Raw genomic sequence first — 22073 nt, forward strand, 5'->3', positions numbered from 1 at the left:
TGTGATTAAAACCTCGACCTATTAGTATCAGTCAGCTCCACATATCACTATGCTTCCACCTCTGACCTATCAACCTGATCGTCTCTCAGGGGTCTTACTACTTACGTATGGGAAATCTCATCTTGGAGTTGGCTTCGTGCTTAGATGCTTTCAGCGCTTATCCAGTCCATACTTAGCTACCCAGCGATGCCCTTGGCAGAACAACTGGTACACCAGCGGTATGTCCATCCCGGTCCTCTCGTACTAGGGACAGCGCTCCTCAAATTTCCTACGCCCACAACAGATAGGGACCGAACTGTCTCACGACGTTCTGAACCCAGCTCGCGTACCGCTTTAATGGGCGGACAGCCCAACCCTTGGAACCTAATTCAGCTCCAGGATGCGATGAGCCCACATCGAGGTGCCAAACCTCGCCGTCGATGTGAACTCTTGGGCGAGATTAGCCTGTTATCCCCAGGGTAGCTTTTATCCGTTAAGCGACGGCCCTTCCACGCGGAACCGCCGGATCACTAAGCCCGACTTTCGTCCCTGCTCGACTTGTAGGTCTCGCAGTCAAGCACCCTTCTGCCTTTACGCTCGTCGATTGATTTCCAACCAATCTGAGGGTACCTTTGGGCGCCTCCGTTACTCTTTAGGAGGCGACCGCCCCAGTCAAACTGCCCACCTGACACTCTCCCGGTACCGGATCACGGTACGCGGTTAGAACTTCAAACATACAAGAGTGGTATCCCAATGGCGACTCCACATATACTAGCGTACATGCTTCATAGTCTCCCACCTATCCTGTACATGTAGGCTCAAAGTTCAATATCAAGCTACAGTAAAGCTCCATGGGGTCTTTCCGTCTAGTTGCGGGTAACCGGCATCTTTACCGGTACTAAGATTTCACCGAGTCTGCTGCCGAGACAGCGCCCAAATCGTTACACCTTTCGTGCGGGTCGGAACTTACCCGACAAGGAATTTCGCTACCTTAGGACCGTTATAGTTACGGCCGCCGTTCACTGGGGCTTCAGTTCAATGCTTCGAACGAATTCTAACATATTCCTTAACCTTCCAGCACCGGGCAGGTGTCACCCCCTATACTTCGTCTTGCGACTTTGCAGAGAGCTGTGTTTTAGTTAAACAGTCGCTTGGGCCTCTTCACTGCGGCTCTTACGAGCACCCCTTCTCCCGAAGTTACGGGGTCATTTTGCCGAGTTCCTTGGCAACAGTTCTCTCGCTCACCTTAGGATTCTCTCCTTGCCTACCTGTGTCGGTTTTGGTACGGGCCAATACATAATTAACGCTAGAAACTTTTCTTGAGCTGGCATCAGTTACTTCGCTACTTCCTCACGGGGTCACTCCTCATAACGCCTTTGCTTTGCATGGCGGATTTGCCTACCATACAGCTCCTTCGCTTAAACCAGCACTTCCAGTCGCTGGCTTAACCTAGCCTTCTCTGTCATTCCTTCACTTATGTATCGGGTACAGGAATATCAACCTGTTGTCCATCGACTACGCTTTTCAGCCTCATCTTAGGTCCCGACTTGCCCAGGAGGACGAGCCTTCCCTGAAACCTTAGGCAATCGGTGTGTCAGATTCTCACTGACATCTCGCTACTCACCGGCATTCTCACTTCTATACACTCCACTGCTCCTTACGGTACAGCTTCAACGCAGTATAGAACGCTCCCTACCATTTATTGAAACAATAAATCCATAGTTTCGGTATCATACTTAGCCCCGGTACATTTTCGGCGCAGGGTCACTCGACTAGTGAGCTGTTACGCACTCTTTAAGGATGGCTGCTTCTGAGCCAACCTCCTAGTTGTCTGTGCATCCCCATCCTTTCCACTTAGCATGAATTTTGGGACCTTAACTGATGGTCTGGGCTGTTTCCTTTCGACTACGGACCTTATCACCCATAGTCTGACTGCCAACTACTATCCACTGGCATTCGGAGTTTGATTATATTCAGTACCCCGAGATGGGGCCATCATACATTCAGTGCTCTACCTCCAGTGGCCTTACATTGACGCTAGCCCTAAAGCTATTTCGGGGAGAACCAGCTATATCTGAGTTCGATTGGAATTTCTCCGCTAGCCACAACTCATCCGCCAGCTTTTCAACGATGGTCGGTTCGGTCCTCCATTTGGTTTCACCCAAACTTCAACCTGGTCATGGCTAGATCACTCAGTTTCGGGTCTACCACAATGTACTATATCGCCCTATTAAGACTCGCTTTCGCTTCGGCTCCGTCTCTTCAACTTAACCTCGCACATTATGAGTAACTCGCCGGTTCATTCTACAAAAGGCACGCCATCACCCATTAACGGGCTCTGACTTCTTGTAAGCATACGGTTTCAGGATCTATTTCACTCCGCTTCCGCGGTTCTTTTCACCTTCCTCACGGTACTGGTTCACTATCGGTCACTAAGGATTTAGCCTTACCGGGTGGTCCCGGTTGATTCCGACAAGGTTTCACGTGCCTCGCCGTACTCAGGATACCACTAGAGTATCTTACGCTTTCGTCTACAGGGTTTGCACCTTCTTTGACTGGCCTTTCAATGCCATTCGACTAGCTTCGATATCCCACGTTGTGGTCCTACTACCCCATCACGAAGATGGTTTGGGCTTTTCCCGTTTCGCTCGCCACTACTCAGGAATCACTTTTGTTTTCTTTTCTCTTGCTACTAAGATGTTTCAGTTCGCAAGGTTGCCTCATCATAAACTATGTATTCATTTATGTGTAATACTGCATAACCAGTATTGGGTTTCCCATTCGGATACCCCGGATCGTTGTGTACGTACCACTCCCGAGGCATTTCGCTGTTAGTCGCGTCCTTCATCAGCTCTTAGTGCCTAGGCATCCACCGTACGCCCTTACATATTTAATCACATGTAATTTCGCGCCTAATTCTTAAAATCAGGTTTTACGCTTATCGCTTGATAAGCTGTGTGTTCTTTGATTGCTTACTTAATTGCTTAAGTTACTGTTTTGTTTAACTTGATGTAAATCTAGTTTTATACAACTATTCGAAAAGATCATGTTGATAACATTTATTTCTTTGTCTATCTCTTTTCTTTTCTGTTATTCAGTTTTCAAAGATCATTTTCTTGAGATTCCAACGGACTCTCAAAACTAAACAGGAAACTTTAGGTGTCAACTTCACGTCTTTCTAATTACTCCTTAGAAAGGAGGTCCATCCCCACCTTCCGGTAGGGATACCTTGTTACGACTTAACCCCAATCATCGATCCTACCTTCGACGGCTCCTCCTAGTAAACTAGGTTAGCCACCGGCTTCGGGTATTACCAACTCTCATGGTTTGACGGGCGGTGTGTACAAGGCCCGAGAACGTATTCACCGCGGCATTCTGATCCGCGATTACTAGCGATTCCGACTTCATGGAGTCGAGTTGCAGACTCCAATCCGAACTGAGACGTACTTTCTGAGATTCGCTCCGCATCGCTGCTTCGCTGCCCTCTGTATACGCCATTGTAGTACGTGTGTAGCCCAGATCATAAGGGGCATGATGATTTGACGTCATCCCCACCTTCCTCCGGTTTATCACCGGCAGTCTCTTTAGAGTCCCCAACTTAATGCTGGTAACTAAAGACAAGGGTTGCGCTCGTTGCGGGACTTAACCCAACATCTCACGACACGAGCTGACGACAACCATGCACCACCTGTATCCGCCATAACTATTACACATCTCTGTGCTTTTGCGCGGTATGTCAAGACCTGGTAAGGTTCTTCGCGTTGCTTCGAATTAAACCACATACTCCACCGCTTGTGCGGGCCCCCGTCAATTCCTTTGAGTTTTACGCTTGCGCGCATACTCCCCAGGCGGGATACTTATTGCGTTAACTACAGCACTGAATTTCTCCAACACTTAGTATCCATCGTTTACGGCGTGGACTACTAGGGTATCTAATCCTATTTGCTCCCCACGCTTTCGAGCCTCAGCGTCAGTTACAGGCCAGTTAGCCGCCTTCGCCACTGGTGTTCCTCCATATATCTACGCATTTTACCGCTACACATGGAATTCCACTAACCTCTCCTGCACTCTAGTCTACCAGTTTCTATGGCATCACGGGGTTAAGCCCCGAACTTTAACCATAAACTTGATAAACCGCCTGCGCTCCCTTTACGCCCAATAATTCCGGATAACGCTTGCCACCTACGTATTACCGCGGCTGCTGGCACGTAGTTAGCCGTGGCTTTCTGGTAAGGTACCGTCATATAAAAAGCATTCCCTCTTCCTATCGTTCTTCCCTTACAACAGAGCTTTACAACCCGAAGGCCGTCTTCACTCACGCGGCGTTGCTCGGTCAGGGTTTCCCCCATTGCCGAAAATTCCCTACTGCTGCCTCCCGTAGGAGTCTGGGCCGTGTCTCAGTCCCAGTGTGGCCGGTCACCCTCTCAGGTCGGCTACGCATCATCGTCTTGGTAAGCCGTTACCTTACCAACTAACTAATGCGCCATAAGCCCATCTCGTTGTGATGTATCCCATCTTTAATTAATCTAAGATGTCTTAGATTAACGTATCCGGTATTAGCAGAAGTTTCCCTCTGTTATCCCAGGCATCGAGGCAGGTTGCTTATGTATTACTCACCCGTTCGCCACTAAGTTCCAAGGAGCAAGCTCCTCTTCACTTCGTTCGACTTGCATGTATTAGGCACGCCGCCAGCGTTCATCCTGAGCCAGGATCAAACTCTCCATTTGATTCTTTCTCTTTTTAACTCTGACGAGTTTTGTTTATTTATCCGTATTTCTTTTTGAAATTGACGTTTCCTGTTTAGTTTTCAAAGACCATTTTCTGCACTCGGTTTCCCTTAGCGCTTCTATATAATACCACCCTCTTTATCCACCGTCAACACTATTTTCACTTTATTTTGTTTTATTTTAATTCGGTCTTTTACATCACGAATCATAAATTTTTTCTTCCTTATATATATGCAACCCGGATATATAGGCAACCCGGTGATTAATGAACTATAAGTTAAAAAAGGCATTTCTGCCTTAAAGTGTTTCAATATAAGCATCATCATAAGACGCAAACATTTCTAACAAATCTTTTTTTGTGAGGTGCTCCTTTTCGGGATGAGCGATATCACGAATTATATTTCCATTGTGAAACATCAATAAACGCGATCCATAATCAAGTGCGTGCTGTAAATTATGCGTCACCATGATTGTCGTAATGTTTCGTTCAGCAACCATATTTTGCGTGAGTTTTATAATCGACTCTGAACTTTTCGGATCTAAAGCAGCGGTGTGCTCGTCAAGTAATAAAAGATCTGGATTATTCATCAATGCCATCAACAAGGACAGTGCTTGTCGCTGTCCACCTGAAAGTTGACCCACTTTCACATGAAGCTTATCTTCAAGTCCGAGATTCAATGATCTCAATAAATTGACAAACTCTGCTTCATGTTTATGATTGATTGCTTTCGTTAAACTCATAAGTTTTCCTTTATTCGAGGCAAGCGATAGATTTTCTAAAACTGTGAGCGAAGGTGACGTTCCAGCCATCGGATCTTGGTAAACCCGAGAAATGGTCTTAAAGCGCTGATGATTTTTCATTTTTAAAAGGTCACGATTTCCAAATGTTAAGGTGCCTTTATCAGGATTAATTTGGCCACAAATTAAGTTTAATAATGTAGATTTACCACTTCCATTCGAACCAATTATCGTGATAAACTCCCCCTTCTCAACACTTAAATTTAAATTATGATAAAGCGTTGTTTCCATTGGGGTACTTTGGTTGAATGTTTTTGTTATTTTATTGAGTTGTAACATCGTGTTTCTCCTTTGCATTTTTCCATTTTGGAAGCCTAATTTTATTCAACATTATTGCACTAATAAAGATCACAACTGTGATGAGTTTCATAAACTGAGCATCAATTCCCATTCGAATTGCAAGTGCTACAATCAAGCGGTATACAATCGCACCAAAGATAACCATGGTGGTCGATTTCAATTTTATTCGCCCCAAGATTGTCGTACCTAAGATAACGGACGAAAGCCCTAAAACCACCATACCTGTCCCTAATGAAATATCAAAATATTTATTCACCGAAACTGCCAAACCACCACTGAAAGCGACGATTGCGTTTGCCAATGCCAAGCCAAAAATTTTCACAAGTCCAACATTGTGGCCCAATGTGGTCACAAGTTGCTCATTATCTCCCGTTACTTTAAGTAAGTAACCTGTTTTAGTCGTGAGAAGTTGATCAATAATTACTTTGATGCCTAAAACGAGAATAACCATTACAATTAATTGGAAATTATTAATTAAAAACGGAGGTGCACCGAGTTTTTCCAACCATTGAGTTGAGAAGATGGTTTCAAATTTAAAAAGGGGAATGTTGGGTTTCCCTCCAGCAACTACAAGATTTATAGAATAAAGTCCCGTCATCACTAATATACCACTGAGTAGTGAGGAAATTCCAAATTTAACATGGAATAAACCAGTAACAATTCCGGCCGTTGCACCCGCTATGGTTGATATTAAAAGAGCCATCCATGGATTCAGGCCATTAAGAATCAAGATTGCACTCACCGCTGCACCTAATGGATACGTTCCGTCCACCGATAAGTCCGGGATATCCAAAATTTTATAAGAAATAAGAACTCCCATGGACAAAATACCATATAGAAATCCTTGAATTAAAATATCAGAAATAAACGTTGAGTTTAGAACACCCATTATTGATTTACCGCCCTTTCACGTATCGAATCAGGTATCTGAATACCCAATTTTGATGCTACAGCCTCACTAACATACAACTTCGTTTCCTCAGAACCATAAACAGGGAGTGATGCAATGGTCACGTTATTTACCAAAATTTCATAAGCCATCGCCCCTGCTTTTTCACCAAGATGTTTATAACTTACAGATTCTGAAGCTAAAACACCTTGATCAAACTGCCCAACCTCAGCCATAAAGACTGGTTTGTTTACACTATTAGCAGTGTCAACAACTAATCCAGTAGCCGAAGCAATCATATTGTCATTGACGATATAAATCACATCGGTTTCTTGAACTAATTGTTGTGCAGCAATTGCGATTTCATTCGCTTGACTTACACCTTTTTCATTGACCTTCATACCTAATTTAGCGGCAATGTTTCGCACCTCATCAATTTGGTTTCTACTATTAATTTCGCTCGTATTGTATAATATCCCAATATTTTTGGCATTTGGCATTATTTCTTGAATCAACGCTACTTGTGTATCCAATGGGGGTAAGTCACTGACGCCCGTTAAGTTTCCACTTGGGTGAGCGAGATCATCCACCAATCCTGCCTGTTTCGCATCCGATACCGCGCTAAAAATCACAGGGATATCGGTGCCGTCTACCGCATTCATAGCGGCTTGAGCAGCTGGAGTTGCAATTACAAAAATTAAATCAACAGCATCTCGTACAAATTGATTTGCGATAAGGTTGGCCGTCCCAACATCTTCATTCGCATTTTTCACTTCTAAAGAAACTTTCTCTGTTAACCCAGTAGCATCCAACCCCATCTTAAATCCATCCAAAGAATCCGAAAGTGCCGGATGTTCCGCCCACTGTATCACACCAATTCTAATTTCATTTTGTTCACCACTCATACATCCCGTAAGCAGCACTGCACTTATTATGATCATTAATACTTTTTTCATATTTTCTCCTCCATTGTCCAACAAAAAAGCCATGTACATAAATCTACACGGCTTTGTTAAAATGGTATTAGATTAATGGGAGCCTGTAGATTTTAGTAACACAAAACAGCTAATATCCACACGGCATATTAACTGATTAACTAAAATAATAATAGCAGCTCCATTGTTGGGCTTGATTGATTTTACTTATATTGTTCATTGGAATACCCAACCTTTCTTAGCAACCATAACACTGATATTTTTGAGATGCAAGTAGTTTTTTCATATTTATTCATTTCTTACAGAATGATGAATATTGTTTCATTTTAGCTCATTTCGATTTTCAAGGTCAGATGGAATTTCTATTCCAAACTGACTAGCGACCTTTTTATTTATAAATAATTTTGTCTTGTTTGACGTTAAAACCGGCAACTTATTCAGATCGCTTTTCTCCACAAGAATTTGATATATTAATTCTGCTGCATGCTCGCCAAGGTTATCGTAACTCAAGGATTCAGTAGCTAGAATCCCTTCGTTGATTTGTCCATCTTCTGATGCAAATACAGGTACGTCGTATTTTGACGCAATATCTACAATGTTCGCAGTTGAAGCCACAACCATATTATCCGTTATATTAAAAATAACATCGACTTTTTCGGCTAATTGTTGAGTTGCAATCGGTAATTACTGCATGTTTGTTATTCCAACCGCAACCACTTCGAGTTCTTTCTCTAACGAGGAAATCACCTCAACTTGCGTTATGGAATTAATTTCACCCATGTTGTAAACAATTCCCATCCGTTTCGCTCGAGGTAAAAGCATCTTTATCAACGCTAATTGTTCTTCAATAGGTGCTTGATCACTAACCCCTGTGACTGATGATCCTGGATAATCCATAGAATCGACCAGGCCTGCCGCAACCGGATCGGTAACGGCATTAAATACAACCGGAATACTTGTACCTTCTGTCGCATTTTTCGCACTTTGGGCCGAGTTTGTTCCAATGGCATATATCAAATCAACGTGTTGCGATACAAACCCATGAGCCATTAATTCATTATTGCTATTTTCACCCTGTGCATTTTGATAGATAATACGATAATGCTCCGACCCTATCGTCTTATCAAGGGCTTCTTTCATCCCTTCATACGTCGCATCCAAGGAAGGATGATCCGCAAACTGTAAAACACCAATCGTATATAATTTTTCTGGATTTGCATTCACACACCCACTTAATAAAACTAAAAGCATACAGATAATCATCGATTTTTTCATCTTTTCCTCCTTCAAACAAAAAAAGCTGAGAATGCAGCTTTTTAAAGGTATTCAGCTACATTCTACTAACCAAGACTAAAGGGTTAATATCGTGTAGCGATATTAACCTTTACCTAAAGTTAAAGAAAGTGCTGTTTTGTTTATGATTTGCGTTGGTCATAGGACACCAACCTTTATGTAAAGAAACTTTAACATAATATGAAAATGGTTTCAATATTTTTCTGATAATTTAACCTGTATTTTCATAAATATGTAACACCTTTACATTATTGTGGTATAATTTTGGTATATTTTAAAGGAGAACCATATCACTATGTATACATGGAATTTAGATGCTCTATACAAGGGCTATGATGCAACCTACACTGCAGATGTAGAAAAGCTCAAAACAATTATTAAGTCAATGAACGACCTCGCACCCAATTTAAAAGATTGTGAAGATCTCGAGTCATTTTTAACGCTTGACTCAGAACTCAACTCCCTCGCTAACTCATTAGTGAGTTTCGCCAGTTTGCAAATATCAGCAAATGCAAGCGATAATGAAAGCAATCGTTACATGGGGCAACTTCAGAATATTCTAAGTGAAACATCACGCGCTTATGCGTTATTTAGTCAATTTATGGCTGATTCAAAAGACGTTTTCCCACAATGGGTTAAAGCAAGTGCCTTAGTTAAAGAACACGAATTTATCTTGCAAGAAATGATTGACCTCAGCAAACACAACTTATCCCCAGATGTTGAAGAGGTAATTGCTAAGTTGAATATTAATGGTGCCAGTGCATGGAATCAATTGTTTGGACATTTAACATCAATGACGACAATTGAGTTTAATGGTGAAAAGCACACTATGGCTTCAATTCGAAATCTCGTATACTCACATGATCCAAAGATTCGTAAGGATGCCTATTATAAAGAACTTGAATTGTATGAAAAAATGGATGATTCGATTGCATTTGCACTTAATAGCATTAAAGGAACCGTGAATACTATTTCTGATTTACGAGGTTACGAATCCGCATTGGATAAAACACTTTTCGATTCACGGATGAGCAAGGCCACCCTCGATGCATTGATGGAAGCAATCGAAGCGTACCTTCCAGTCTTTAGAAAGTATCTTAAACATAAAGCGCACCTTATGAATTATGAGAATGGATTGCCTTGGTATGATCTCTTCGCACCTTTTGAAACCACAAACCCTAAGACTTATACAGTCGAAGATTCTAAGGAAATGATTCTTACTAGTTTTGCGGAATTTTCCGATGATCTTGCAAACATGGCAAAAACAGCTTATGAAGATGCATGGATTGATTTCTTACCTCGTGAAGGAAAACGCAGCGGTGCCTTCTGCAGTAATCAATCTCAAATAAAACAGAGTTATGTCCTTACAAACTTTGATGGTTCTATTTCTGATATCGTAACGATTGCTCACGAATTAGGGCATGCATACCATGGCATGATGATTGAAGACTTGCCTATTCTCAATACAAGTTACTCGATGCCGGTCGCAGAAACTGCTTCAACATTCTGTGAAAATATCGTTTTCAACGCTGCCTTAAAAGTGTCAAGCGACGAAGAAAAACTCGTATTAATTGAAAACTCACTTCAAGATTTAACGCAAATTATTGTTGATATTTTATCCCGCTTTAAGTTTGAATCCGAGGTCTTCGAACGTCGTAAATCCGAATTCTTATTTCCTAAAGATTTAAAAGAAATCATGATTGAAGCACAACGTCAATCGTATGGAGATGGTTTAGACGCAAGTACATATCATCCATATATGTGGGCATGTAAAGGTCATTACTACAGTGGTGGTTTAAGTTATTATAACTTCCCTTATGCATTTGGTGGCTTGTTTGCTCTTGGGCTTTATGCTAAATTTGAAAAAGAAGGGGATGCATTTGTCCCTGCATACCGCAATCTCCTTAAAGCAACAACAACATCATCATGTGAAGATGTCGCAGCACAAGCCGACATCGACGTTACGGATGTTGAATTCTGGAAATCCAGTTTACAAGTTGCAGCTGACCGAATTGAAATGTTTATCGCATTAACGCAATAATATCTTAAAAAATTCTATAAAAAAACCATAATCACATGGAACTGACCTAGTTCCTTGGGACTAAAGAAAAAACCAAGTTAGGATGAAGTTAACCGATAATTTACGGGAGATTGATATCCTAGCTTTTCTTGTATTCGATTTTCATTGTAATATTTTAAATAGTTTATCACAGTTTGTGATACAATTTCAGTAGAACCCTTTAGTTCTGGGTTTAATTCGAATGTTTCACACTTTAGCGAGGCATGAAACGATTCGATAGGAGCATTATCAGCGGGTGTACCCTTACGGGACATACTCATGGTAATGCTTTTATTTTTTACTTTGAGTTGATACTCTTTTGATGTATAGACACTCCCTTGATCAGAATGAAGAATACATGGCTGAACGATATCCGGAAGTTGATTTAATGTATCAACCACACATTCTAGGTTTTGTCTGTCACTCAATGTAGACGCAATAATCTCACCATTATATAAATCCATGATCGTAGATAAATAGAGCATCTTATGGCCATAAGGGATGTAAGTGATATCTGTCACCAATTTCTCTAGAGGACGTAGTGATTTAAAGTCGCGATTAATGATATTGGGCATAATGATCTTCGGATTTTGTTTTCGATACCGTTTGACCTTAACACGGCATTGACATTGGTGTTTCTGCATTATCTTTTGAACAGTGTTCTTATTGATAATTCTTTCTTTCGAATTAATGCAGTTATTTTCGATATCCATAACGAAATTTATTTTCTTTACAAAGTTCAATTACTAATCCTTCATTGACAGAATAATTATTAGACTCTAGTTGCTCTTTTAGTCCAACGGTAATACGTTGACTTAGGTACCCCAAAAGATTCAAGATATCTTTAAGAGATACAGTGTTGCGATACTCTTCAACGAGCTTGATGATTATTTCAGGAACCACATCCTTTCTCTTTCCAAATACTTTTTTAATAGTTCAATTTGTTGCTCCAAAGATTTAATTCTAAGTCTTTGTGTTTCTTCGACCGTGTCTCCTTCAGGCCCTTTTCCAAAAGTATATTGCTTGCCTACAGGTTGAGAAAATCGATAGTGTTCACCATTTCGATACCATCTCCACCATGTTTTGACTTGTGTTACATTTTTTATTCCAAGTTCAGTCTGAATAAACCTGCTTGAGTAGCCTGCCAATTTCATTTCTATAACTTTCATCTTTGTCTCATAGCTATGCATAGTTCGTGTTCCCATATAAAAACCTCCTATATTGAACTATTTTACAATAATTCTCATACAAGAGGTTTTTTTCTTTAGTCCCACGGAACTAGGTCAGTTCCCATACAGCAATTATGGTTTTTTTATACTAGAGCATGCGACCTGAACGATCAAAGCGATAACGCGTTCCATTTATGGTCATTGTTGTATTTGATATCATTACGCAATCACTTGGATTTAAATAATACCAAGAACCGCCCAATTTAATCCAACCCTTTTGAAGTGCACCCGAACCTGTGGCATAATACCATTTTTGATTCAGTTTAACCCATTGATTCGCATACATTACAGAATCTGTACCAAATGCATAACTCGAACCACCAATGCGATGAATGCCGCGAGCAGTTCCGGCATGACTTAAGAAGTAGTACCATTTACCCCCTGACTTTGTCCATTGGCTTGTTAACGCAGCCCCTGATCCTGAAACATAAGACCATGACCCACTTGCATTTTTATACCATTGATTCGCAAGCATTGCTGTACTGGAATCAAAGACGTACCAACTTCCATTGATTTTTTTCCATCCCGTGACCATTTCACTGTTTGCATCAGCATAGTACCATTTTCCACTCACTTTAACCCATGCATTTTTTACAGCAGCACCACTTGAATTGAGATAATGCCATTTTCCTTTTGAATTTTTAGCCCATTTATTGAGTTTCATATCAGCATCTGAACCAAATTCATACCACGAACCTTTTATGAGGTGAAGACCTGATCGAAGCATCTTACCGTCATTAGCTGCATAATACCATTTCCCTGCAGATTTAAACCATTCATTTCTTAATGCCTTCCCATCCGCATTGAGATAACTCCAACGGCCTGATGCATCCTTAGTCCAGGTGTTTGCATACATCACTCCAGTGCTATTATTAAAGAGGTAAAAACTACCACCTATTTCACGCCACCCTTTTACCGGTTTATTGTTTTCATAATAATACCATTTTGAAGCTTCTTTAATCCAACCCTTTTTAGGAGCGGTTGGAATTGATTCAGTCGTTAGATAATCTTGAGAAACATACCCAATCTGATTATTGTAAACAAGTTTAGCCCAACCATTTGTAGTCGGATATGCTTGAACAATCGTTTTTGCCGGAATTGTAGCTAAGATCCGGTTTGATGTCCCCCAACCACTGCGCATGTTAAGATCTTGTTTGACTGTATATTTTTTGGACGTGTCCGCAACAGTCACACGTAAATTTGGGGCACTCGCCTTTTTGACACCATTCGCTTTAAGTTTATTTACCGCATTATTAGCAATATAACCCAGATTTGCAGGTAAATCAACAGGCATCGCCTTTACAGATACCGAACCATTCACAACAGGCATTGAGAGATAAGTCTTCATATAACCCGATTCCTCACCAAGATTGATAACTACTTGATCATTTAGACCCGAGTTCGTCGCATAATAGACCCCCGAATGAGTGTTTGAGCCTTTATATACGGACGTACTTGTTTGATTTTTAATCCGCGCTAAATCATAACCATTATGATCTTTAAAGCCAGCAGCTCGATCTGTGGTATACGCAATACCCGCTACTTTAATACCGTAGAAGGGATCTGATGCATACCTTACTGTGATTCCCGATCCTTTATTTCCAAAACTAAGTCCCGCATTGCGCCACTCCCCAACATCAAAGTAAGAACTTAATTGCTTTGACATATGATAATTAATGCTATTATAAACACCTGTATAGGCCAATGCTTGACTTGGATCAGAATCAACAGCATTCCATCCAAATAAATTAAACTTATTTTTCGCAAGCCACGATGTACCATATGCAGATTCATGCGCAGCCTGTGCGAATAAAAGCAGTGGATTCATTCCATAGAGATGACCACTTTCAATAAATGCTTGTTCATTTCCATACATTATTGAATCAGTTTTATCCAAATAACGAAGACGAGCATTTAAATCGTCGGCCCCTATATTTGAAAAACTTCGAACGGGGAGCCATTGATAATATGCATAAAATTCCCCAGGTTGATTGCCATCCATCATTGGTCGATTCAGTTCTTTGTCACTAAAAAAGTGTACTCCATCTTTTGAGTAATAAGGGTTCCCCGATTCAGGAAGCCATGATGGTGCTTGGGCATAAGTTATCCCCTGTTCACCACTGTTTGCGTACGTTTGAGAGAAGTACAGTGACATTTCACCATTTTTCACCCAATAGTAGTCTGGAGAAACTACTTTACGGTACCCATCATCATTAAGATTCCCACCTAAATAAATAGGAATCTTTTTATCAACATAATACATTGGAATTAAGTCAACTTTATTAAAATCAACATACCCTTCAGCACCTTGAATATTAACACGAATTACGGGTTTCCCTGAATCTGTCAACTCAGTTCCTTTATATTGCATTTTGTAATTGCTTGATATATATGTCATTGTAGATCCTGAAAGATTACGATTATCATAAATTTTAAGCGTCTCACTACTTGCAAGATCTTTAATTAGACCTTTTCGATCTGGAAGTGAATGCGCATATCCAGAACTCATTGCGACAATCCCTAAATGGCTTAACCCATCCTGTGACGTAACAACATAGCCACTTCCCATTTGGTTCATTTTTCCAATCGCCTCAGTCAGACTATTGCTTACAAAACTTGGTTTTCCGGGTGCGATACTGCCGTCATCTTGTATTTTTTTCACTGAATACGTATGTGATGCACTGGTTTCACGAATGAGGTGGCTGGATGCATCAAAATAATAGGCAGAATCCCCCACCTGTTTCCATTGCGATTTCACTGCGCGTCCCTCTGAATCAAGGTAATAAGAATGACCTCCGGACTGCGTCCACTGATCTTTAAGCATGACTGACTTCGCATCAAATAAATACCAATACCCACCAATTTGAGCCCAATCATCTTTGACTGCACTTCCACTTTTACTAAAATAATACCATTCGTTCCCACTTTGGTGCCAAACTTCCGACTTCATCACTCCATCTGGTTTAAAGAAATACCAGAAACCGCCAATTTCTTTCCAATTTTTAATTGGATTTCCATTTTCACAGTAATACCAAGCAGACCCTTTTTGAATCCAACCATTTTGAACACAAAGTTTATCAACAGAGCTCAATGATTGAACAGGAATTTTCGAAGAAACTTCCGGTTTTATTTCTTGAACTTCTGGGCGTTCTTGTTCTTCAACTTCTGATGATGCCTCACCTTCCGTAGTCTCAGACTCCTTTTCAAATTCCATTTTTTGATTTACATCAACTTCTTGGGTGACATCTGTATTTAACCGTTCATCAACAGCAAACGTATTATACGTAACAGACGTTACAAGAATTACCAGCGACAATAACAACGCGAGCATTTTTTTACTTTTCATCACTACAACACTCCTCGGCACTCCTATTATAAACGATTCCAATCCATTAAAACCGTTCTATCCAATAATCATATATTAATTAATCTTAATTTTACCACGAATCCACCAAATAATTAAAAAAGCACTCTTGCGAGTGCTTTAACGTGCGCCACTGCCTGTAAGAACCACACGAATTGTTTTAAAAATAATCACGACATCTTGTTTAAACGAAAACGCATCAAGATACTCACGATCAAACACAAGTTTTTCAGCAGGTGTAATGTCATAACCTCCATTAACTTGAGCCCAACCTGTAATTCCCGGCTTAACAAGGAGTCTTTCTTTAAATCCAGGTATTTCCGATTCAAATTGATCCGTTAAATCTTTACGCTCTGGACGAGGACCAATTATACTCATCTCTCCAATTAAAACATTTAAGAATTGTGGTAATTCGTCGATACGAACCTTGCGAATAAAACGCCCTACTTTAGTAATGCGTGGATCATTCTTTTCGGCCCACACAGCCCCGGTATTGACCTCTGCATCAACACGCATCGAACGTAATTTATAGATTTTGAATTCCTTACCAGCTTGCCCTACACGTTGCTGTGTATAGAAAGCTGGCCCCTTAGAATCCACCTTAACAATAATTGCGAAAATCACAACAATTATAATAATAATTGGTGAAAACAATAGTGTTAAGATAAGATCAAAAAATCGTTTTAAATAAACGTATGGGTGTTTTTTCTTAAACTCTTGATACTTTTCCATTAATTCTATATTTTCACGAGCATCGGAGTTGTTGTTTATCATATTTTTCATCCTCATTATCTTAACAGAATGTTTATTGCTTAATAAACACTGCTTTTTTATATTTTACAAACAGGTCAATTATAGCATATTCGACATATGCTAACAAGGTTATGTGTCGGTTGTAAAATCGAATCAAAGAAAAAGAATCTTTCGATTCTCTCTCCCAAACTATTATTTTTGTTATTTTTTAATAAAAGCCATGATTCGCTCATAGTCTTCAATATAATCAACTTCACCCCAGAAATTTGGCGCAACATTTTTCACATGAATTGGTTGTTCTTCAATCATGGAATATAAAATATTTTCCCACCATAATCCATGTTGTTGCGAATCAATTAAGATTTCTAAACGTTGTAAGAATTCAGGTAAGAAGTCTGAAGATAATTTCGCAATCCCAACATACTCCCCAGTAATATCATCCCCTGTTAATTCCTTACCATGTTTGATGAGGATATCATTTTCATAGTAGAATTTGTAATCACTTTCTTCTTTACGAGTATCATCCGAGAACAATACCGGTGATTTTTTCTCAGCTAAGATAATATCAAGAGTTTTTTGTTCCAAGAATACATCCGCATTCATGATTAATACATCTTCTTCTGGTTGAAAGAAATCTTTCGCAAACCAAATTGAAGCAACACTATTTGTTACGTCATAGAATGGATTATAGTAAAACTTAACATCTTTACCTTTAAGTGCTTCACGAATGTATTGACCTTCATATCCTAATACGATTGCAATATCGTTGATGCCATTTTTATTGAATAATTCAATTGTGTATTCGATAAGTGGTTGTCCCCCGATATCAACAGTACATTTAGGTCTTCCTTCTAAATAACGGCTAATACGAGTTCCTCTTCCTGCTGCTAATAATACTAATTTCATTAGATTATACCTCTTTCTGTAAGTGAATCGAGCGCATTATATAATGTCTCCATATTTTCTTGAGTGATTTCACCAATGTGCGAAACCCTTAAAACAGAATCTGCATAAACACCACCACTCGGTGTTACCCAGATTTCATATTCATCCTTTAGAACCGTAAAAATTTCTTTTGCTGATTTACCTTCTGGAACAAAAAGCGCCGTTACTGCATTCGAACTAGAATTGGTGACACACTTGAAACCGTAATCTTCAATTTTTGATCGAAATGACATTGCGAGTGCTCTTGTATTTCCAATTGTTTGTTCAATGCCATCTTGCTTAACTTGTTTAAGTCTTAGATTCAGTTGTAAAACAATACCAACAGCCGGTGTAAACGGTGTTTGGCCCCGCTTCGCATTTGATAGTGCACTCTTTAAATCTAAGTAATAGCATGGACGTTTGTTCTCATCGACACGTCGTTGAGCATCTTCAGACAACACAAGAATTGAAAGTCCTGGAGGCAATGCTAAAGCCTTTTGAGACCCGGTAATGAGAATATCAATATTGGACTTCTCCATCATAATTTCATCCGCTAAAAACGCACTGATTGCATCCACAATCAAGAATAGATTATTACGTTTACAAAACGCCGAAATTAAATCGATATCATATAAAACACCTGAAGATGTTTCATCTAAATTCACCAGAAATCCTGTAAATCCAGCATTCTCATAAGGTTCTAAATCAGATGATGTCAAACTTTGACCAAAATCTAAATCAATGGATTCAAAATTCACATCATAAACAGAACATATTTCACAAAAACGAGCTCCAAAAGAGCCGCCATTAACAATTAAAAACTTATCGTTTTCCTTTGCGCAATTCACAATTGCTGCATCCATAGCAGCTGTACCCGATCCCGTTAAGACCACTACTTTGTCTTCATCTCGAGCACCGCAAATTTCCTTAACGATTGATTCATTTTCCAACATAACATCTGAAAATTCAGGTGTTCTAAAGTATGGAACAGGCTCAGCACCAACATCCATTATGTCTTGACGCATCATGACCGGCCCAACTGTAAAATTAAGCATATTTCCCTCCTTAATTGTATCATCATATATTTATTAAGCAACATCGACGAAAACAATCAAACTTTATATATTAAACAACACTATTATACCTTATTTTCGAATCTAATAAAATTCTTAAATACAAATTATTTCCGATGAGACCGCATTAATACTAATTTTTATTGAATTGGTATATAATTGAGAGACCGTTAATCCCCATTTTTGATACAAGGAGGTATCACTGTCTTGAAAAAATATATTGTAGTGATTAGTTTAGGTTTGATGTTGATGATTTCAGTTGTCTCAATATTAAGTCCCGATCGATCTCGTTCAGCGTTAGAATATCGAAATCTTGCCCAGTTCCCAACTGCCGATATTCCAACCATAGTCGATGGAACATTCTTCGACAATCTCGAAACATATTCACTTGATCAACTTGTGTTTCGGGATCACATTTTGAAATCAAGTTCCAAAATTGATAAATATTTGTTGAAGTCAATTCGAAAGAATCATTTTATCAGCAAATCTGGTTATCTTTTGGAATTTGAAGATTATCAAGAACAAACTTTAAATTCGTTAGAAGCATCTTTTGAAAAACCCTTATCGAATCTACAAAGCATGAAGGATGCCACAGAACATCAGGGTGGTCGATTTATTTTTATTGATATCCCACAAAAGTTCGATTATCACCATGACCTCTTCCCTAATTATTTTGCAACAAATACTGTCCATAAATTAAACTACAATCACGCACTTCGTACACGTGCCGAAGCGGAACATATTCGGTCCATATCTAGCTCCAATGTTTTTTCTGAAAACAATTTGCTTGAGCCGTATTACAAAAGCGACAATCATTATACCGCCGATGCATCGTTATTAATCTATCAAGAACTCATTGCTACCTTAAGCGACACACGCATTCAAGCAAGACCACTCAATCATTATGAACGCATTGACTACCACAGTCCTTTTATTGGCAACAATTCTCGGACAATGGCCGATACAAGTTATTCACAAGGCGAGGTCCTTTACTATTATAAACCGCTCGATCAATCCCTACCAGAGTATCGACGCTATGAAAACGGTTCGCCATCCGATGAACCCGTTATGATCGAAGATGAAAACATCTCACTTTATAGTAATTTTATGAATGGCGATAAGGCGAATACGATTATCCAGACAAAGCGTGATCATTTACCTAAAATACTCTTTATCGGAGACTCATTCACCAATGCACTCGAATACCTTGCCATTTATGATTTCAATGAAGTTCATTCTCTGGATTTACGGTCTTATAAAGGTAATGTGTTCGAATACATTGAAAAAAATAAGTTTGATGCAGTTGTCTTTGTTCGAAATACACAGCTCAATTTAGTTGAAAAGGAGTAGGAGATACCATGCCCCTCACAAGTTATACATTTTTATTTATATTTCTTCCGCTTGCAGTTCTTATAAACCTTGCTACGCACGGAAAATACAAAACTTCACTGCTCGCAATCCTCAATTTAATTTTTATCAGTTATCTCGGACTTGTTCCGTTGTTGATTATTATCATATCGATGCTAACGTATTTTTATGCAGCATCAATCTTACATAAAAATCCTAATAAGGTTCTATTTATCACCACTATTAGTGTAAATATCCTTGTCTTGGTTTTCTTTAAGTATAAACCACTTTTTATCGCAACAACAAATCTTACATTTTTAGAAGGAATCATGGCTCCTCTTGGAATCTCTTTCTATACATTCCAAGGGATTGCATATCTGGCTGATGTCACTTATCGAAACCGCAAGCCTGAGACAGATTTACTCAAATTTAGTGCTTTCTTTATGCTATTTATGACTATCACTTCCGGTCCGATTTTAAGATATGATGAAACTAAGATCGATGATCCTGCTGTATCCAGTGACATGCTCTATAATGGTTTTACCCGCTTCACAATCGGTTTATTTAAGAAAGCTTATTTAGCTGCTAATTTTGGATTAATCGCCTCAAAAGTTTATAAAGGCCTCTATATAACTGCTTTCTTTACAGGAACAGCATGGCTTGGTTCCATTGCTTTTATGCTTCAATTATATCTCGACTTTTCAGGCTATACTGACATGGCATTGGGAATTGGTGAAATGTTGGGAATTAACCTTCCTGAGAACTTTAATTTCCCCTACCTCGCAACCTCATTTAGTGATTTTTGGAAACGATGGCATATCACCCTTACACGATGGTTCAAAGACTATATTTATATTCCACTTGGCGGCAATCGCAAAGGACCAACACGCACTTATTTGAATATGTTAATAGTTTGGCTCATTACCGGTTTTTGGCACGGGTCTTCCCTTAACTTTATTATTTGGGGATGCTTCAACTTCTTAATTATCATCTTAGAACGCAATGTATGGGGTGATACGCTAAAGAAAACACCACGTGTTATCCAGCATCTTGTTACCTTACTCTTAATTAATATTGGTTGGGTCTTCTTTCGTGCCTCCTCCCTTGAACAAGCATTCGATTTTATCTCGAAAATGTTCATCTGGGATATGAATCAAATCGGCGTTAAACAAATTCTAACGTATGTCCTATCACGCCCACTCGATTGGGTCCTTGCAATTTTATTTTGCACGCCAATCGTTTCAACATTCTTTACGCGATGGAGCGAGAGTGAAATAAAATGGCAACAGATAGCAAGTATGATTCTAATCGTAGGATTATTTATACTCGGAATTATCTTTGTCATTACAAGTTCATTTAAGGCCTTTATTTACCAACAATTTTAACCCTCGAAACAAACAAAAAGACCCATGTGATAGGGGTCTTTCTTTTTTTAATTCTACTCATTAAGTAGATTCATTTAAATTTGGCGGAGAACATGAGATTCGAACTCACGGAAGCTTTCACTTCGCCACCTTTCCAAGATGGTGCCTTAAGCCACTCGGCCAATTCTCCAGTGCTTACTTATTATACATAATAATTAAACAGAAAACAATGTATAATATACAAAAAGGAGGCTTTCTTTGTGCTACTTATCAATCGAATCAAAAACAGTACGCAACTTTCCGATACAGAATCGAAAATTGCGCAGTATATCCTTGAAAATCCGCAACAGGTAAACCAGCTTACAATCCACGAGTTATCAGAAATCACATTCGCAAGCGCATCAACCATTACTCGTTTTTGTCGTAAAATGAAAACAGAGGGGTTTAGTGATTTTAAAGTTAAACTCGCGAGCGAATTAAGTTCGTTTTCAATTACAGAAACACGCATTCGCGACGATGTCCCCTTTCAAAACAATCAATCAAGTGCAGAAATTGTTCAATCTATTTTATCCCTTAATTACCAATCTATGAATGACACCTATAATCATATTGATCTTACACAACTTGAACGTATTGCACATCGCATCTACAACGCACCACACATCTATCTCTATGGGTCGGGACAATCGTTAATTCTCGCACAGGATTTCCAATATAAATTATTCCGTATTGAACTTGATTGCAATCTCGAAACATCTTTAGGTTTCCAATCGCTCAAGGCCCACACCCAACCGCTCGACAGTATTGCACTCATCATTTCCTATTACGGTCAAAACGAGCATAACAAAACGGTTGTCGATTCTTTAGTAGAGCGAAACATCCCTTATATTCTGATTACCGGTCCTTTAATCAACCCTTGTGCGCACATGCCACAGAAGTTGTTCATGTCTCACCACAAGAAGAACTTGTAACCAAGATGGCCTCCTTCTCGTCGCGTACCTCGATGCAACTGGTTTTGGATTTTATTTATGCGCTAATC

Annotated in this window: 11 protein-coding genes, 1 tRNA gene, 2 rRNA genes and 2 pseudogenes; 4 read left to right on the top strand and 12 right to left on the bottom strand. The window is 39.5% G+C overall.

Annotated features, from left to right (window positions below):
• Window position 1 precedes the first annotated feature (1 nt).
• The 6 genes and pseudogenes from EEI45_RS07845 to EEI45_RS07870 all read right to left on the bottom strand — a co-directional run bounded on the left by EEI45_RS07845 (window position 2) and on the right by EEI45_RS07870 (window position 8903).
• A 23S ribosomal RNA gene (locus EEI45_RS07845) occupies window positions 2–2875 on the bottom strand.
• A gap of 294 nt (window positions 2876–3169) precedes the next feature.
• Window positions 3170–4706: ribosomal RNA gene (locus EEI45_RS07850) — 16S ribosomal RNA — on the bottom strand.
• Together the 16S and 23S rRNA genes form the textbook arrangement of a ribosomal RNA operon.
• 297 nt (window positions 4707–5003) lie before the next feature.
• Complete coding sequence (locus EEI45_RS07855) at window positions 5004–5783, bottom strand: ABC transporter ATP-binding protein (protein ID WP_125164804.1); 780 nt, start codon at window positions 5781–5783, stop codon at window positions 5004–5006.
• Complete coding sequence (locus EEI45_RS07860) at window positions 5767–6693, bottom strand: ABC transporter permease (protein WP_125164805.1); 927 nt, start codon at window positions 6691–6693, stop codon at window positions 5767–5769. Before EEI45_RS07860 ends, EEI45_RS07855 begins: the two co-directional genes overlap by 17 nt.
• A complete protein-coding gene (locus EEI45_RS07865; RefSeq protein ID WP_125164806.1) occupies window positions 6693–7649 on the bottom strand; it encodes an ABC transporter substrate-binding protein in 957 nt (318 codons plus the stop codon). The genes EEI45_RS07860 and EEI45_RS07865 overlap by 1 nt, the downstream gene beginning before the upstream one ends.
• 300 nt (window positions 7650–7949) lie before the next feature.
• Window positions 7950–8903 (bottom strand): annotated as a pseudogene (locus EEI45_RS07870) (ABC transporter substrate-binding protein).
• 313 nt (window positions 8904–9216) lie between these two features.
• On the opposite strand from EEI45_RS07870, the gene EEI45_RS07875 reads away from it, so the two are divergent.
• On the top strand, window positions 9217–10962 hold the full coding sequence (locus EEI45_RS07875) for a M3 family oligoendopeptidase (protein ID WP_125164807.1): 1746 nt from the start codon (window positions 9217–9219) through the stop codon (window positions 10960–10962).
• Between the two features lie 77 nt (window positions 10963–11039).
• On the opposite strand, the pseudogene EEI45_RS07880 reads toward EEI45_RS07875, so the two are convergent.
• From EEI45_RS07880 to EEI45_RS07900, 5 genes and pseudogenes are all read right to left on the bottom strand, one after another.
• Window positions 11040–12185: pseudogene (locus EEI45_RS07880) on the bottom strand (IS3 family transposase).
• Window positions 12186–12297: 112 nt separating this feature from the next.
• On the bottom strand, window positions 12298–15555 hold the full coding sequence (locus tag EEI45_RS07885; protein WP_125164808.1) for a glucosaminidase domain-containing protein: 3258 nt from the start codon (window positions 15553–15555) through the stop codon (window positions 12298–12300).
• Between the two features lie 138 nt (window positions 15556–15693).
• Window positions 15694–16347: a sugar transferase gene (locus tag EEI45_RS07890; protein WP_125164809.1), complete on the bottom strand. Its 654-nt coding sequence runs from the start codon at window positions 16345–16347 to the stop codon at window positions 15694–15696.
• Window positions 16348–16527: 180 nt separating this feature from the next.
• Window positions 16528–17232: a phosphocholine cytidylyltransferase family protein gene (locus EEI45_RS07895; RefSeq protein ID WP_125164810.1), complete on the bottom strand. Its 705-nt coding sequence runs from the start codon at window positions 17230–17232 to the stop codon at window positions 16528–16530.
• A complete protein-coding gene (locus tag EEI45_RS07900; protein WP_125164811.1) occupies window positions 17232–18305 on the bottom strand; it encodes a pyridoxal-phosphate-dependent aminotransferase family protein in 1074 nt (357 codons plus the stop codon). Before EEI45_RS07900 ends, EEI45_RS07895 begins: the two co-directional genes overlap by 1 nt.
• Window positions 18306–18530: 225 nt before the next feature.
• Here EEI45_RS07900 and EEI45_RS07905 point away from each other — a divergent pair, with 225 nt between their 5' ends.
• Together EEI45_RS07905 and EEI45_RS07910 are read left to right on the top strand one after the other, a co-directional pair.
• Window positions 18531–19673: a DHHW family protein gene (locus EEI45_RS07905; RefSeq protein WP_228410335.1), complete on the top strand. Its 1143-nt coding sequence runs from the start codon at window positions 18531–18533 to the stop codon at window positions 19671–19673.
• Between the two features lie 8 nt (window positions 19674–19681).
• Window positions 19682–21055, top strand: a complete 1374-nt coding sequence (locus EEI45_RS07910) for an MBOAT family O-acyltransferase (protein ID WP_125164812.1) — start codon at window positions 19682–19684, stop codon at window positions 21053–21055.
• An 81-nt stretch (window positions 21056–21136) separates the two neighbouring features.
• On the opposite strand, the gene EEI45_RS07915 is transcribed toward EEI45_RS07910, so the two are convergent.
• Window positions 21137–21224: transfer RNA gene (locus EEI45_RS07915), tRNA-Ser, on the bottom strand.
• A gap of 70 nt (window positions 21225–21294) precedes the next feature.
• Here EEI45_RS07915 and EEI45_RS07920 point away from each other — a divergent pair.
• The gene (locus EEI45_RS07920; RefSeq protein WP_228410336.1) at window positions 21295–22005 is read left to right on the top strand and encodes a MurR/RpiR family transcriptional regulator; all 711 of its coding nucleotides are present in this window, start codon (window positions 21295–21297) and stop codon (window positions 22003–22005) included.
• Window positions 22006–22073: the final 68 nt, after the last annotated feature.

The sequence above is a fragment of the Erysipelothrix piscisicarius genome, from assembly GCF_003931795.1.
Taxonomy (GTDB): domain Bacteria; phylum Bacillota_I; class Bacilli_A; order Erysipelotrichales; family Erysipelotrichaceae; genus Erysipelothrix; species Erysipelothrix piscisicarius.

What these genes read in the sequence shown, in the direction of transcription:
- EEI45_RS07855 (WP_125164804.1), bottom strand. Translation starts at nt 5,783, where the DNA reads ATGTTACAACTCAATAAAATAACAAAAACATTCAACCAAAGTACCCCA.
- EEI45_RS07860 (WP_125164805.1), bottom strand. Translation starts at nt 6,693, where the DNA reads ATGGGTGTTCTAAACTCAACGTTTATTTCTGATATTTTAATTCAAGGA.
- EEI45_RS07865 (WP_125164806.1), bottom strand. Translation starts at nt 7,649, where the DNA reads ATGAAAAAAGTATTAATGATCATAATAAGTGCAGTGCTGCTTACGGGA.
- EEI45_RS07875 (WP_125164807.1), top strand. Translation starts at nt 9,217, where the DNA reads ATGTATACATGGAATTTAGATGCTCTATACAAGGGCTATGATGCAACC.
- EEI45_RS07885 (WP_125164808.1), bottom strand. Translation starts at nt 15,555, where the DNA reads ATGAAAAGTAAAAAAATGCTCGCGTTGTTATTGTCGCTGGTAATTCTT.
- EEI45_RS07890 (WP_125164809.1), bottom strand. Translation starts at nt 16,347, where the DNA reads ATGATAAACAACAACTCCGATGCTCGTGAAAATATAGAATTAATGGAA.
- EEI45_RS07895 (WP_125164810.1), bottom strand. Translation starts at nt 17,232, where the DNA reads ATGAAATTAGTATTATTAGCAGCAGGAAGAGGAACTCGTATTAGCCGT.
- EEI45_RS07900 (WP_125164811.1), bottom strand. Translation starts at nt 18,305, where the DNA reads ATGCTTAATTTTACAGTTGGGCCGGTCATGATGCGTCAAGACATAATG.
- EEI45_RS07910 (WP_125164812.1), top strand. Translation starts at nt 19,682, where the DNA reads ATGCCCCTCACAAGTTATACATTTTTATTTATATTTCTTCCGCTTGCA.